Raw genomic sequence first — 14,465 nt, forward strand, 5'->3', positions numbered from 1 at the left:
TGGACCCTCAGCGTCAGCCGTGATTCATGAGTGGCTTCCGTCTCGCGCTCCAGCGCCTGCCGCCGCCCATGCACTCCGCCGACGAGCCGACAGTTCCCCGCTTCTGGCCGTTCATGTTCACCCTGTTTGTCGGGTCGTTCATGTCGGTGCTGAGCTCCAGCACGATCACCATCGCCATTCCCGAGCTCCAGCGGCACTTCGGGTCGGAGCTGTCCTCGGTGCAGTGGACCCTGACGGGCTTCATGCTCGCCATGGGAACGAGCGCCCCGCTCACCGGCTATCTGGGCGGACGCTTCAGCTTCAAGTGGGTTTACGTGGCCAGCCTGGTGGGCTTCCTCGTGGCCTCCGTGCTGTGTGGGGTGGCCTGGGACACGCGCTCGTTGGTGGCCTTCCGGTTCATTCAGGGCGCGTTCTGTGGCGCCATCATGCCGGTGACGATGACGCTCATCTACCAACTGCTGCCGCGTGAACGGCATGCGCTGGCCTCGAGCCTCTGGGCCCTGTCCTCCATGCTCGCTCCTGCCTTCGGCCCCACGCTGGCGGGCTGGCTGATGACGCTGGGCAACTGGCGGTGGTTGTTCTTCATGAACGTGCCGCTGGGCCTCGCCGCCGTGGCGATGGCGGTGCGGACCGTTCCCTACTACCGCCTGGAGGTCCCGAAGGCGTTCGACTTCCCCGGGCTGCTCACCGTCATCACCGGAACGCTGGCGCTGCTGATCGCCTTGAGTCAGGGACGGGCCTGGGGATGGACGGATGCGAAGACGGTGTCGCTGGCCGTGCTGGGGACGGTGTCAGTCGTCTACTTCGTCGTCCGCCAGCTGAGGACGCATGCGCCGCTGCTCGACCTGCGGGTGTTGGCCAACGGCCGCTACGTGGTGACGTTGCTCATCTCGAGCATCATCACCATCAGCCTGTATTCAGGCGCGTTCCTCATCCCGTTGTTCCTCCAGGAAATCCAGGGCGTGACGCCGCTGAAGACGGGGTTGATTCTCCTTCCGGCCTCCCTGGCCATGGCGCTCCTGATGCCCCTGGTCGGACGCATGTACGGCAAGCTCGGGCCGAGCACGCTCATGACGGCGGGCGTATTGCTGATTGCGGGCGGCACGTATGCCTTGAGCCGCCTGACGCCGGACGTCTCCCACACCTATGTGCTGATGTGGATGCTGGTCCGGAACGTCGGCATCTCGCTCTCCATCATGCCGGCCAGCAACGCGGGCATGGAGCAGCTTTCCCGCGAGCTGAGTGGCCACGCCTCGGCCATCAGCAACTGGCTGCGAAACGTGTTCGGGGCCTTCTCGATTGCCATCTTCACGTCGCTCCTCTCCACCTTCGCGGCCCGGGAGGCACAGGTGCTCGCGCGGAAGGGGATGACGGAGCGCCGTCACATCGAGGTGCTCTCGTTTGTGACGGGCATCAACCACGTGTACCTGGTGGCCACGGCCATTGCCCTGGTGGCCGTGCCCCTGAGCCTGATGGTCCGCAAGCACGTGCGCGGGCTGGAGGCCTCCCAGGAAACTCGCTAGCGGGCGTGGCGGCGCTCACGCGCCAGGCGCCACCAGTCCTGTGATGTCGCGCGTGATTCGCCCCTCCAGGATGGGCACGCAGTCGCTCGGGCGCTCCGGCGTGAAGCGCAGGCCCTGGTCCTTCGCCCGGCGGATGAAGCCGTCGAGCGCATGAAGGGACGCGTTGGGGATGTCATGCAGGACCATCAGCGTGTGGGGCTGTGCCGCGCAGTCCGCCAGCGCCCTCTCCGGCCATCCCGTGGGGTCGAGCCAGTCGCCGGGGACGCTGTTCCAGAGGACGCACGAATAGCGGTGCCGGACCAGATGGTCGACGGCGCGCTGGCTCAGGAGGTGTGGGCCCAGCTTGCCGCCACCCCCGAAAGGCCGGAACCACTTGGGGGCGGGGACGAGCGGCGCGAGCAGCGCGTCGGTGGCCGCGATTTCCGCCTCCACCGCGTCCGGGCGCGGGTCCTCTCCCAGCGGGATGGCGTGGGTGAAGGAGTGATTGCCGATGAGGTGCCCCGCGTCCCGAGCACGCGCGACAAGGCACCGCCCTTCCTCCGTGACGAGCTGCTTTCCCAGCACGAAGAACTGCGCGGTGATGTCGTGCGACGCCAGGACATCGAGCACCCGAGGCGTCACCTCGGGGTCGGGCCCGTTGTCGAACGAGAGCGTGAGGAGGCTCACCGGAACACGTTGTTGGAAGCGCGGTCCCCGGCGAGCCAGCGCGCCAACTCCTGGTGGGCCCTGGCGCGGCGGGCCTGTACGAGCTCGGGCTTCACGGCGTCCGGGCTGTCGTAGGTGAACTCGACAATCATCCCGTTGGGGTCCTTCACGTAGAGCGAGCGGCAGTATCCGTGCTCGAGCACGTACATGCCAGGCTCCGTGTAGCCCGCGGCCCGCAGGCGCTCCTCGATGCCGCGCTGGGTTTCGAGCGTGACGTCCAGGGCGATGTGGTGGAAGGGCGAGTCCGGCATTTGCGGTCCGAACAGCTCCTGGTCCTCCTGCTTCTCGAACTGGAAGAACGCGAGCGCGCTGCCGTCCGCGAGCTCGAAGAAGGTGTGACAGTAGGTGCGGACGGCGCCGAACAGCTCGTCCGATTCGCACCAGGTCGCGACGAGGGGCAGGCCAACCAGCTCCTCGTAGAACTTCCGCGTCGCCTCCAAGTCCCGAGTCACATACGCCGTGTGGTGAAGTCGGCCGGGCAGTTTCGCTTGCGTGGACATTCGTCCTCCCTGGGGTGTGCTCAACGACGAGGGATTACTTCGCCGCCTGCGCGGGCGGCGTACCTGTATGCACGGGGGCTGCGTCGGCGATGGGGTTGCGCAGGACGCCAATCCGCTCGACGGAGACCTCGCACACCTCACCGGCGCGGAGGAACCGCGGCGGCTTGCGGGCGGCGCCCACGCCGCTGGGCGTGCCCATGGCGATGACGTCTCCCGGCTGGAGCGTCATGGCCTCGGAGAGGTCCGCGATGACGGTGGCGACGTCGAAAATCATGTCCGACGTGGTCGCGTCCTGGAGGATTTCTCCGCCCACGCGCATCTGGATACGGAGGCCGCGGGCGCCCTCGGGCAGCTCATCGGGCGTGACGAGCTCCGGGCCCAGGGGGCCCGTCCCGTCGAAGTTCTTCCCGACGGTCCACTGGTGGGTGCGCTTCTGGTAGTCGCGAATCGAGCCGTCGTTGAAGAGCGTGTACCCCGCCACCCACTCCAGCGCGCGCTCGCGAGGGATGTTGCGTCCGGGGCGCCCCACCACCACGGCCAGCTCGGCCTCGTAGTCGAGCTGGTTCGAGCAGGTGGGCACCACCATGGGCTCCTCATGGGCCAGGAGACTCGACGGGAGGCGCGTGAAGACCACCGGGTGCCGAGGCGTCTCGTAGGTGGCCTCCGCCGCATGCGCGACGTAGTTCAGGCCAAGGCAGAGGAACTTGCTCGGTTCGGGAACGAGCGGCCGGTAGCGGAACTCCGAGTCGGACAGTACCTGGGGGGCCGTCGCTTCCGACACGCGCTTCGCCAGGGCCGCGAGCGCGTCCGGGCCTCGCTCCAGCAGCGCGCGCAGTGAAGTCCCGACGGATGGGTCGAGCGCCGTCACATTCACCATCCCCTTGGCCGCGCGCACACCCAGCGCAGGCTCATCCCTCACCAGAATCGAAGCAATCCGCATGGTGGCTCATCTCCCTCGGCTACACGCCGCAGGCTAGCGGGAGCGGTGCTCGACCTCAATGGAATGTCGACAAAATGTCCTTTGCATCCAGTGTGGCGCCTTGTGTCAATTCTGTGCGGTGTCGTATAGGTCGTGTGTTTGTGAGGAGAACGATGGCTGCTCCATCCCGCATTCGTGGTCCGGTGCCCGAACCCACGCTCGCCTCGGCGGTCGTGGACCGGCTGCGTGGTGACATCCTCGATGGGGTATTGCCGCCGGGGGAGAAGCTTCGGCTCGAACACCTGGCGCCACGCTACGGTGTCGGGCGGACGCCGCTTCGCGAGGCGTGCTGTCGTCTTGCGTCCGAGGGGCTCGTCACCATCGTGGACCAGCGCGGCTTCCGGGTGGCGCCCATCTCCCGGGCTGACTTGCTGGACCTGACGCGGACGCGGCAGCAGATCGAGACGCTCGCGCTTCGCGCCGCCATCGCTCACGGCGACATCGCCTGGGAGGGCGAGGTGACCGCGGCCCTCCATCGCCTTCAGCGGCGGGCGCCTGCGTCCGGGAGCGGAACGCTCGACGACACCTGGGAACTCGAGCATGCGCGCTTCCATGCGACTTTGCTGAGTGCGTGCGGATCGCCGTGGCTTCTCAAGTTCCATGCGACCTTGTTCGACCAGACGGAGCGCTACCGCCGGCTCGCGCAGGCGTACGGCAAGGCGGGGCGGAGCGTGGAGGATGAGCACTCCTCCCTGGTGAAGGCCACGTTGGATCGGAACGCGGAGCGGGCCTGTGCGCTGCTGACCGAGCACATCGCGCGGACGACCGAGCTTGTCCTCGCGGGTCATCCGGGATTGCGCGCGGCGGGTACTGCGACTCAGGCGGCTTTGCCGACAAAAAACCGGAGCCCCCGCGCGAAGGATTGACGCTCCGTCCGCGGGCGCGTACTGGCTGTGGGCACCATGGTACGCACTTGCTTCGTCGAGGGTTCTGGGGGCGTTCGGCTCGCGGTGAGTGAGTCGGGCCCGTCGTCAGGTGCTCCAGCCGTGCTCTTTCTGCATGGCATTGCGCAGAGCCGCCAGAGCTGGCACGGCGTGCTCGACGGGCGGTTGGCGCAAGACCACCGCCTGGTCGCGCTCGACCTTCGGGGGCACGGTGACTCGGACAAGCCCGAGGGCGACGCTCCGTATGTGGACGGCGCTCACTTCGCGGGCGACCTCTCGGCGGTCATCGGGCAGCTCGGTCTGCAGAAGCCCGTGGTGGTGGCCTGGTCGTATGGCGGCGTCGTTGCCGGCGACTATCTCCGGCACCGAGGCGATAGCGAGCTGGGTGGCCTCTTCTTCGTGGCCGCCTCCGTCAGGACGGGGAAGCCTGCGCGAGCGTTGTTCGGGCCGGGGATGATGTCCAACGCGCGAGGGCTCCTATCGGAGGACCCGGCCATCTATGAGGCCACGGCGCGGGCGTTCATCGAGGCGTGCTCGGTGCAACGACTCGACGCATCTCGGGCCGAGGAGGCCCTTCGCGCGATGCTGCGTGTACCTCCGCATGTCCGCCGTGCACTCCTTTCACGGGTGGAGGACTACTCGGTGGAGTTGGCACGATGCAGCCGGCCGGTGGCGACGCTCCATGGCGAGCTCGACCAGGTGGTCCTTCCGGCCATGAGTTCGGAGGTGGTGCTCGCGTGCGCACGTGAGGGGCGGGGCACGTGGCTCCCTGGCGTGGGGCACCTGCCGTTCCTGGAAGCGACGGCGGAGTTCGAGGCCGCGCTCGCGGCGTTCGTGAAGGCGACGCGCGATTGATGCGGCGCCCACCTGGTGACCAGAGACACCAGGTGGTGCGTGCTGTCACCTGTGAGCGTGGCTCCATGCGTATTTCAAGTGACTGATTTTCTTGAGGTTGGATCGCCCGGACGCCTTCGCATGGCGCCCTGGGCAGTGGCATGTGTCCTGCTTTGCAGCGGGGTACGTCGCGCACAGCCGGCACGGTTGCCCCTCCAGGGCAGGCCTTCCTCTCGCCGGTCTCAAGGAGTCCGCCATGGCTATCTCGCTCCCCTCCCGTTCGTGCTTCTCCCTTCCCCAGGTGAGCACCGCCTATGCCCCGTCTGTCTCAGCACAGGCGCCGAGCGGGAAGGCCTCGCAGGCGTCACAGCCTCGGAGCGACGCCTGGCAGAAGCTCATGACCGACGCTTTCGAGCCCGCCGTGCGTGGGCAGGGCATCGACCTGGGCGGCGTGTCTTCCGCACCTCGTGCCGCCGCGACGTCCCATGTGAGCGACGCGGGCCCCGGCTTTGGCGCTCCGTCCAGCGGCGCTGTGTACAACGCGAGTCAGCCCTGGCTGAGCGTCAACAACGTGGGTGCACCCTACAACAGCAACATGCAGCTCATCTCCCCGGAGCAGAAGAGCCAGTTCAAGTTCACGAACATCTTCACCAACACCACGGGCCAGCCTCAGACCATCACCCTCTGGAACAAGGTGGGAGAGAAGGGCGGCCCGAACGATGGGCAGAACTTCGACAAGAGCACGCCGAAGACGTTCACGCTCCAGCCCGGACAGTCGCAGACGGTGGCATTCGACAACAACAGCAGTGTCGCGTGGTGCGTGTCGAAGGACGGCTCGGCGAAGCCAGGCGCGAACTCCGGGCAGACGTGGGGTGAGGCGACGTTCGGAAACGCCGCCACGGGGTGGAGCGGCTACAACACCAGTCAGATCAGCCCCGCGGGCCACAATGGCAACATGTCCATCTCCAACGAGGCCACCGGCAAGACGGTGACGCAGGCCAATGCCTGGCAGACGCCCTCCGATGACCCAGCGGGCCGCGACGTGGGTGTCCCCGCGGGGCCGATGAACCTGCGCACCGTCCTCAGTTGAGGGGCCGTAAAGTGCGCAGACCGCGGCGCGGGGCAATCGCCCGGTGGCGCACTCGCGCTTCATTCCAGGTGGGGGAGCAGCGAGGAGCCCCCACTTCTTCGGTTTCTCCTGGGGGAGATACGCTGGTGGCACCGAGGGACATCGAACATGAATGTGGTCGTGCTGCGGGGCTTTGCTCCGGCGTTCGACGTGAAGGCCTTCTTGAGTCGCTTTCCTCGGCTGGATGCCGATGCGGTCTGGTCGTCCGGTGAGAAGACGCTGTTCCAGAGACCGCACGGGGACTCGGACTTCGATCTGACCCTTGCCGAGGCGGCAGCGCGATTGGTTTCGACCTCGGCGTTCAGATGTCACTCGTGGCGCATCAGACCATCGTCTTCGGCATCGACCCCGCAGCGCGCAGCCGGCTCAACGCGGTTCTGTTCATCGGGATGTCCATCGGCGCCGCCAGCGGCAGTCTCGTGCTGGCCCCGTAGGGCTGGGTGGCGGTGACGGTGCTGGCGACGGTCTCGGCGCTGGTGGCCCTGCTGGTCCGCCTGGCGCCACGGGCCCGCGTGGCCCCCTGACGCCAGGGGGGGGCTGAGCGCATCACGTCGTGCTTGGTGCTCCCGCGCGTCCCAGTCGCTGGGCGAAGAAGGCGAGGATTTCGTCTCGCGCCGCGCGAGTGGGTTCCCCCTCCGCGTCGATGAGATGGGCTGTCACGACGCTGTGGGCACACCCGACGACTTCCGCGAAGAAGGGGGGAGGCGTCGGGTTCGCGGAGGACGCAGGCAGCACCCTGGGAACGAAGCGAGCTCCGAGCGCGGCCGAATACGCCTGGAATCGCTGCGCCGTGCAGAATCGGTCGCCCTCGAACCGATAGGCGAGCACCGTCAGGTCGTCACGTTCGAGGCGCTCCTTCACAGCGGCGAGCTCGTCAGGCGCCATCTGAATCCCGCCGGTATCGCTCAGGGGCAGCGACGGCTGACACACGACGGGAGCGAGCATTGCGCGTTCGAGCATCATGGAGAGCGCGAAGTTCCCCGTGAAGCACATCCCAATCGCGCCGACCCCCGGACCACCACACTCCTCATGTGCGAGGCTTGCCAGGGCACGCAGCCACTGCGTCACGGGGCTCGACTCATTCGCCGCGAACGCTCGGAACTCCGCGCTCACGCAGGCGCGTTGCAGGATGGCGCGCCCCTCCTCCGCGCGAGGGTAGGCACCGTCCCTGCCGAAGAGCGAAGGCATGTAGACGGTGAAGCCCGCGTCACGCACCCAACGCGCGAAGCGGGCGACGTGTGGGCTGATGCCTGGCATCTCGGCCATGACGATGACGGCGGGGCCGTGGCCGGCAACGTAGACCGTCCGCGTGGCGGCGTTGAGGGTGAGGGGGCGTCGGGCGAAGTCATCCAGCGGGTCGTCGGCCGTGGAGTCAGGTGTGGATGCGTGCATACCTGGACGATGCGGGATGTCCACCCCCGGCAACCAGTGGCGAGATTGACAATGAACGGGCTAATCTTGCCACCGTGATTACGCATGTCGTGTTCGATGGCGTGGCAGAGGGCTCGCTGGGCGTGGGGCTCGACGTGGTCGACACGGCCGCGCGACTCGTCGAGGCAGGGCTCGCCTCGGTTCCACGAGGCGCCCAGGTCTTGCGTCAGCGGGTGGTGTCGCTCGACGGTCAGCCGGTCCGCTCGGGGACGGGACGCTCCGTCTCCGTGGACGGCGCGCTGAGCCTCCGGGGTGTGAAGGCGGGAGACGTGTTGCTGGTGCCTGGACTCTCCGCGGCGAGCGAGCGCGCCATCGAGCGGCTGCTCTCGCGGACCGATGCGGCGCGTGGCATCACGTTGCTCGCGCGCGCGGCGGCGAAAGGCGCCATGGTCGCGGCCTCGTGCTCCGCGACCTTCGTTCTCGCGGCGTCCGGCCTCCTCGCGGGGCGGAGCGCGACGACGACCTGGTGGCTGGTCCCCTCGTTCGTGCGTCGCTTCCCCGGGGTCGCCCTCCAGCCGGATCGGATGGTTGTCGAGAGCGACGGCATCCTCACGGCGGGCTCGGCCTTCGCGCACGCGGACCTGATGCTGGCCATCGTCGCGCGGGTCGCGAGCCCATCGCTCGCGCACCTGGTGGCCCGCTACCTCGTGCTCGACGAGCGTGTCTCACAGGCCAGGTACATGGTGATGGAGCACCTACGCGTCTCGGACCCGGCGCTTCGTGCCGTGGAGCGATTCGTCGCCGCGAACCTGGGACGGCAACTGGCGCTCGATGAACTCGCCCGTGCCGCTGCCACCTCCACGCGTACGCTCGCGCGGCGGGTGCAGGCTGGCCTAGGCATGACGCCGCTCGAGTTCGTGCAGCGGGTGCGCATCGCTCACGCCTCCCACCTTCTCGAGACGACCCAGGCGTCGGTCGAAGAAGTCGCTGCCCGGGTGGGGTATGCGGACACCGCGGCGTTCCGCCGAGTGTTCCGGCGGTACGCGGGTGAGACGCCACGAGGAAGGAGCAGCAGTTCGCGCTCCCGGCGCTCACCGCTGAAATCGCGCGACTCACCGGCACCATGAGGGCTTTCGCAGAGATGTCCTGCCCCAGTGCAGCGGGTAGGGACTCCTCCTGCGCATACGGGCGACCTCCCTCCGCGACCCGTGCAAGGGGCCTTCCGAGCATGCGACCTCCTCGTCCCTCCCTTCTGCTGGTGGCCTTCGCTTTCGCCTGGGGGCTCCACGGGCCCAGCGCTCATGCCCAGGGGGCTCGTGCCTCGCTTCCACACCGCCTCCATCTCCAAGCAGTTCACCGCGTTCTCAATCCGGCTGCTAGAGCAGGAGGGCAAGCTGTCGCTGGACGACGACATCCGAAAACACCTGCCGGAGATGCCCGTCCATGAATGGACCATCACCATCGCGCACCTGCTCCATCACACCAACGGGCTACGTGAGCAGGGCGCATTGTTGAACCTGGCTGGGTGGCGTGGCGACGACCTGTACACCGAAGTGGACATCCTCTAGGCATTGACCCGGCAGCGCGGAGTGAACTTCGAGCCGGGCTCGGAGATTGTGTACGGCAGCGCCGCGGACACGCTGCTGGGCGCCATCGTGCGGCGAGTGTCCGGCAAGCCGCTGCGAGCGTTCGCGGATGAGCGCATCTTCAAGCCGCTTGGCATGGCCGACACCCATTTCCACGATGACCACGCCGAGGTGGTGCCCCGGCGGGCTACGGCGCCCGGCAAGGCGGTGGCTGGAGAATCAGCATGCCGCACATCGACCATTACGGCTCGACCAGTCTGTTCACCACAATCACTGACTTGCTGAAGTGGGAGCAGAACCTGCTCGACGCGCGCGTCGGCGGGCTGGAGCTGATTGCGGCGATGCAGACCTCCGGCAGGTTGAACGACGGCACCGGCACCGTCACCGGCTACGGCAGCGGCCTGCATCTGTCGGAGTATCGCGGGCTGCGAACCGTGAGCCACGACGGGATGGAAGCCGGCTACCGCACGGAGGCGCTCCTCTTCCCGGACCAGCGGCTGGAGGTCACGGGCGGGGCGCAGCGTCAGGTGGGCATGCCCACGGCATTCGTGCACATCGGCGAAGGCGCATTCCGCCCGGGCGAGTCGATGCACGTGTGGCGCTTCTCCGCCCCCGAGGGTGCCCCGCGTGCGTTGAGCATCCGGGCTACCTGGCCGGCCACGCGGGACTTCATCCGGGTGTCGGAGCCCCTGCCCTCGGGCGCTACCGCAGCGACGAACTCGACATGTCGTACACCGTGCGCATCGCGGACAACACGCTGGTGATTCGCTGGCCACGCCGGGATGAGGTCGTGCTGGAGGCCGTCGGTGGTGACCGCTTCATCGGCTCGCTCGGCGCGGTCACCTTCACGCGGTCGGCGACCGGTGGGATAGACGGGCTGAGGGGCCGCAGCCGTCGTTTGCGCCATCTGCGTGCGGAGCGAGTGGACCTGTCACGACAGCCGCCCGCCATCAGCACGAGTGCCCCGGTTCGGCCCTGACAGAGGGCCGGCAGCGCAAACGCAGACGCCCCTTTGGACTTCCCGTTACCGGTGCGCTAATAGTTGTTAGTCAATGAACTCGAGAATAAACAGCGTGGCTGGGTTGTGGGCCGCGGTGCTTGGCGCGCTCTTGCTCACGGGCTGCACGAAGGATGGTGCGCCGGAGGCCGGCACGGGGGCCGTGCTGCGGGCTGTGACCTCGCCGGTGACTGTGTCAGAGGCGGTGGCCATCACCAGCCAAGGCATGACGCAGAACGGCGCGGCGCATCGCAATCAGGTGCTGCTCGGGGTGTTCCAGACCGAGGACTATGAGGTCGAGGCCTTGTTGCGCTTCCCGCAGACGGGCGTGCCGGCTGGGGCGGTGGTGCAGAGCGCGACGCTGCGCTTCGCGGTGGAGACCTACACCAGTGACTTCTCGATTCGAGGCGCGTACGTGCAGGCGCCCTGGAACCTGGTGGCCAGCGGACTGGGATGGCAGTTTCGCGACGACGGGCTGGAGTGGGACCGGCTGGGGGCGGCCGGGCAGGGGACGGACCTGGTTGCCGGTTTGTCGTTCGAGGTCTCCACGTTTCCGGGCACGGTGAGCGTGCACGAGGTGCCACTCGACGTGGCGGTGGTGCAGTCGTGGGTCGACGACCCGTCGACCAACCAGGGCGTGATGTTGGCGAACTCGAGGATTGGGAAGGTGGCCAAGGTCTTCACCAGCCTGGCCACCCAGCCTGAGCGTCGGCCGCTCCTCACGATTGAGTACACCCCGCCTGCGCCGCGCAGCGATACCACGCCTCCATCCGTTGCAATCACGTCGCCCGCGGCGGGCGCGACGGTGCAGGGCGTGGTCGGCATCGCCGTGGACGCGAGCGACAACGTCGGTGTGGCCAGCGTGCAGCTGCGCATCGACGGCCGCGACCTTGACTCGACGCAGCTCGACACCCGCCTGTTCCGCAATGGCAACCATTCGTTGACCGCGCACGCGCGCGACGCCGCCGGCAACCTCACCACCTCGGCGCCGGTCCTCGTCACCGTCGCCAACGCGGTTGTCGACACCACGCCTCCCGAGGTGCAGGTGACCGCGCCCGTTGCGGGAGAGACGGTCAGCGGTCCCTTCACGGTGCGGATGAGCGCGAGCGACAACGTGGGCGTCACCCGGGTCCACGTCGAACTCGACGGCGTTCAGGTCGGCGCGGCGGACGTGGCCGCACCCTGGTCGGTGACGCTCGACACCGAGGCGCTCCAGCCCTATGGGCTCAGGCATCTGACCGCGGTGGCTTGCGATGCCGCTGGCAATGTCACCGTCTCCGCGCCGGTATCCGTCAACGTGAGCGCGCCCCCTCCCGACGTCACGCCGCCCCAGGTCCGAATCGTCGCGCCCGAGAGCGGCGTGACGGTGGGCGGTACCCTCCAAGTCAGGGTCGACGCCCATGACAATGTGAGGATTGCTGGCGTGCAGTTGCAGGTGAACGGACAGGACTTCGGGGGCGAAGACCTCAGCTATCCCTATTGGATCAACGTCTCCACCACCCTGCTGGGTGACGGCACCTTCCCGGTGACGGCGGTGGCGCGGGACCGCGCCGGCAACCGGACCACCTCGGCGCCAGTCATGTTGACCATCGCCAACGGGCCGCCCGTGGTGCTCGATATCCCGGTGGCGCATCCTCGGGTGTGGTTCACGGCGGACCGGCTTGCCCGGGCCCAGGCGTACTTCGCGCAGCACCCGTACACGCCCGTCGCGAACGTGCAAGCGCCCGAGCAGGCCATCGATGCGGCGATGCACTCGCTGCTCACCGGTACCCAGGCGTCATGCCGCGCCGCGATTGACTGGGCGGTACGCACCGAGATTCCCATCTCCGAGAACACGGTGTCGAGCGATCCAGCCCGCTGGTACGGCGAGGCGGTCATCCTCACCTACGACTGGTGTTTCGCCCACCTGCTTCCGGCGGAGCGCACGCTCCTGGTCAACCGGTGGAACTTCGCCATCGAGGCGCTCAACGCCAATCCGTGGGGCGGCATCGGCATGGAGGGCAACAACTACTACACGGGGTACTTCCGCAACGCGCTCCTGTGGGCCATTGCCAGCTGGCATGAAAACCAGCCGTTCGCCAACGAGCTCCTGCAGTACGCGATGAAATCACGCTGGGCCTTCTCGCTGCGGCCCTATCTGGATGGGCCGGGGGCGGGCGGCGCGCCGCACGAGGGCTCGACCTACGGCCGCCGGACGTTCGGCTACATGACGGTGCCGTTCACCACGCTGGGCCTGTATGGCCACGACATGTGGAACCAGACCGACTACTTCATGGCGTCGGTCTTCTGGTCCATCTACTCGACCACGCCGGGGCCCAGCCGGAGGGGCCAGTTCCAGCTGTTCGAGACCTTCCCATTCAATGACGACGAGCGTTGGCTGAACCGGTGGAATCCCAGCAACACCGCGCAGACGTCGCTGGGCAGCTACTTCGCCCCGCTCATCGAGGAGTGGTCGGACCAGCCCGTCGCGGGTTATGCCAAACGCTTCCTGGAGCTCACCGGCCATCCGATTGACGACCGTCTCATCCGGTACGTCTACAGCGACACGCTGGCGGCGGTGCCGTCACGTGACCTCGCGGAGTTGCCGCTCGACTACCACGCACCTGGACTGGGCATGGTGTACGCCAAGACGGCGTGGGCGCCCGATGCGACCCTGGTCAACCTGCAGTTCGGTGTGACGGCCAACGCGGGCCATGAGCACCGTGACTCCGGCAACTTCCAGGTGTGGCGCGCGGGCGAGTTCCTGACCCGCGAGACGGTGGGCTACGCCAACTCCATCGTCGGATACGCCGGTGGCGCGGCGGTCGACTGCGCATCACCCGTGGCGCACAACACGCTCTTGTTCGAGGGGCTGGGCACGGTCGGCTACTACCACCACGCGCCGCGAATGCTGCGCCTGGAGTCGTCGTCAGTGGCGAGCTACGCCGCGGTCGACCTCACCGGCGTGTATGACTTGAACGCCGAGTGGGCCCACCGAGAGGCCGAGGTCGGCAACCCGCACGCGGGCCGGGTGGTGCGTGAGACCTTGTTCGTGCGTCCGCTCGACACCCTGATTGTGTTCGACCGGCTCGAAAGCGCACGGGATGACGCCACGGTTGCCAAGACCTTCTTGATTCATTTCCCGGAGCCCCCGGTGCTCATGGGCAACACCTGGTCCGCGAGCAGTAGCGGGCAGCAGCTGCGGGTCAGTACCCTGGTTCCAGCCAATCCGGTCCGGCGAATCGTCGACGAGCGCGGCCCGGTGCGCGGCGATGGCACCTACCCGTACCCGGTGGGCCAGTTCCGTGGAGAGATTGAGACCCGCGGGGAGGTGGTGAGTCACTTCCTTCACGTCGTGCAGGCCAAGGCTGTGGCCGACAGCGCGGCGCTGCAGCTCACGCTCGACGAGACGACGACCGCGTACAGCGTGACGTTGAGTCACCCAACCCGCGGAAGCGCGGTGGTCCGCTTCGAGAAGGGGATTGAGAGCACAGGCGGCAGCTTCGGCTACGCCGCCAGCGGCGCGGCCACCCCGGCGCCGCTGCGCGCGGGGGTGCAGGGGATGACTGTCACTCCAAGCGGGCCCGTGTGGGGCCCGTGACGGCCTGAACCTGGCCCGCGAGCGACGACGTCCGCCTTCGCGGTGCGCAAGGTCAGCTTGGCGACCGCCGCGCTGCCCGCGACATCGACCTGGAGCACCGCTGTCTCTCGCTCGGGGCTCGGCTGCAGCCTCGGGCAGCTTGGAAGCTGCATTCAGCCAGGAGATGCCCCTTCCTGGGCTTGCATCAAGGCTTCCACCTGCTGCTGGATGCCCTGAAGCTGGTCGAGCCTGAGCTTCAGTGCTTCGCGCAGGGCGCGCTCGTCGGTGTGAAGGACCTCGTCATGCAACTCCGCGATGCTTTCAGACAGGCACGCGTGGAGGACGTGGATCTGCTGCTGGGAGAGCTCCAGGACCATGGGTCACCTCTCTGACAGCAC

The 14,465-nt window shown here is 67.8% G+C and carries 12 protein-coding genes and 1 pseudogene; 8 read left to right on the forward strand and 5 right to left on the reverse strand.

From position 1 onward, the window contains the following. The first annotated feature begins 26 nt into the window (after positions 1-26). Positions 27-1,523 (forward strand): DHA2 family efflux MFS transporter permease subunit, encoded by a 1,497-nt coding sequence (locus tag BHS09_RS08390; RefSeq protein ID WP_140797613.1) that lies wholly within the window; start codon positions 27-29, stop codon positions 1,521-1,523. 15 nt (positions 1,524-1,538) lie between these two features. On the opposite strand, the gene BHS09_RS08395 is transcribed toward BHS09_RS08390, so the two are convergent. Genes BHS09_RS08395 through BHS09_RS08405 form a run of 3 tightly spaced genes read right to left on the reverse strand, consistent with a single transcriptional unit; the run spans position 1,539 to position 3,668 of the window. Then, positions 1,539-2,189: a polysaccharide deacetylase family protein gene (locus tag BHS09_RS08395; RefSeq protein ID WP_140797614.1), complete on the reverse strand. Its 651-nt coding sequence runs from the start codon at positions 2,187-2,189 to the stop codon at positions 1,539-1,541. Then, positions 2,186-2,728 (reverse strand): VOC family protein, encoded by a 543-nt coding sequence (locus BHS09_RS08400; RefSeq protein ID WP_140788836.1) that lies wholly within the window; start codon positions 2,726-2,728, stop codon positions 2,186-2,188. Before BHS09_RS08400 ends, BHS09_RS08395 begins: the two co-directional genes overlap by 4 nt. A gap of 34 nt (positions 2,729-2,762) precedes the next feature. Then, positions 2,763-3,668 (reverse strand): fumarylacetoacetate hydrolase family protein, encoded by a 906-nt coding sequence (locus BHS09_RS08405; protein ID WP_140797615.1) that lies wholly within the window; start codon positions 3,666-3,668, stop codon positions 2,763-2,765. 152 nt (positions 3,669-3,820) lie between these two features. On the opposite strand from BHS09_RS08405, the gene BHS09_RS08410 reads away from it, so the two are divergent. The 3 genes from BHS09_RS08410 (at position 3,821) to BHS09_RS08420 (ending at position 6,515) form a co-directional block, all read left to right on the forward strand. Then, a complete protein-coding gene (locus BHS09_RS08410) occupies positions 3,821-4,573 on the forward strand; it encodes a GntR family transcriptional regulator (RefSeq protein WP_140797616.1) in 753 nt (250 codons plus the stop codon). Between the two features lie 120 nt (positions 4,574-4,693). Then, positions 4,694-5,446: an alpha/beta fold hydrolase gene (locus BHS09_RS08415; RefSeq protein ID WP_237080233.1), complete on the forward strand. Its 753-nt coding sequence runs from the start codon at positions 4,694-4,696 to the stop codon at positions 5,444-5,446. Between the two features lie 235 nt (positions 5,447-5,681). Further along, positions 5,682-6,515: a hypothetical protein gene (locus tag BHS09_RS08420; RefSeq protein WP_140797618.1), complete on the forward strand. Its 834-nt coding sequence runs from the start codon at positions 5,682-5,684 to the stop codon at positions 6,513-6,515. 585 nt (positions 6,516-7,100) lie between these two features. On the opposite strand, the gene BHS09_RS08430 is transcribed toward BHS09_RS08420, so the two are convergent. Beyond that, positions 7,101-7,946 (reverse strand): dienelactone hydrolase family protein, encoded by an 846-nt coding sequence (locus tag BHS09_RS08430; RefSeq protein ID WP_140797619.1) that lies wholly within the window; start codon positions 7,944-7,946, stop codon positions 7,101-7,103. A 74-nt stretch (positions 7,947-8,020) separates the two neighbouring features. Between BHS09_RS08430 and BHS09_RS08435 the strand changes: the two genes are divergently transcribed. The 4 genes and pseudogenes from BHS09_RS08435 (at position 8,021) to BHS09_RS08445 (ending at position 14,088) form a co-directional block, all read left to right on the forward strand. Next, positions 8,021-9,052, forward strand: a complete 1,032-nt coding sequence (locus BHS09_RS08435; protein ID WP_237080234.1) for a GlxA family transcriptional regulator — start codon at positions 8,021-8,023, stop codon at positions 9,050-9,052. A gap of 174 nt (positions 9,053-9,226) precedes the next feature. Next, positions 9,227-10,275, forward strand: a pseudogene (locus BHS09_RS08440) (serine hydrolase domain-containing protein). Continuing rightward, a complete protein-coding gene (locus BHS09_RS39215; RefSeq protein WP_237080235.1) occupies positions 10,236-10,490 on the forward strand; it encodes a hypothetical protein in 255 nt (84 codons plus the stop codon). The pseudogene BHS09_RS08440 and the gene BHS09_RS39215 overlap by 40 nt, the downstream one beginning before the upstream one ends. Before the next feature lie 94 nt (positions 10,491-10,584). Then, entirely contained in the window at positions 10,585-14,088 is a 3,504-nt protein-coding gene (locus BHS09_RS08445; protein ID WP_237080236.1) for an Ig-like domain-containing protein, read from the forward strand. A 152-nt stretch (positions 14,089-14,240) separates the two neighbouring features. Here the strand turns inward: BHS09_RS08445 and BHS09_RS08450 are convergent, their stop codons facing one another. Then, complete coding sequence (locus tag BHS09_RS08450; RefSeq protein WP_140788846.1) at positions 14,241-14,444, reverse strand: hypothetical protein; 204 nt, start codon at positions 14,442-14,444, stop codon at positions 14,241-14,243. Between the last annotated feature and the right edge of the window lie 21 nt (positions 14,445-14,465).

The organism is Myxococcus xanthus (assembly GCF_006402735.1).
GTDB classification, from domain to species: Bacteria; Myxococcota; Myxococcia; order Myxococcales; family Myxococcaceae; genus Myxococcus; species Myxococcus xanthus_A.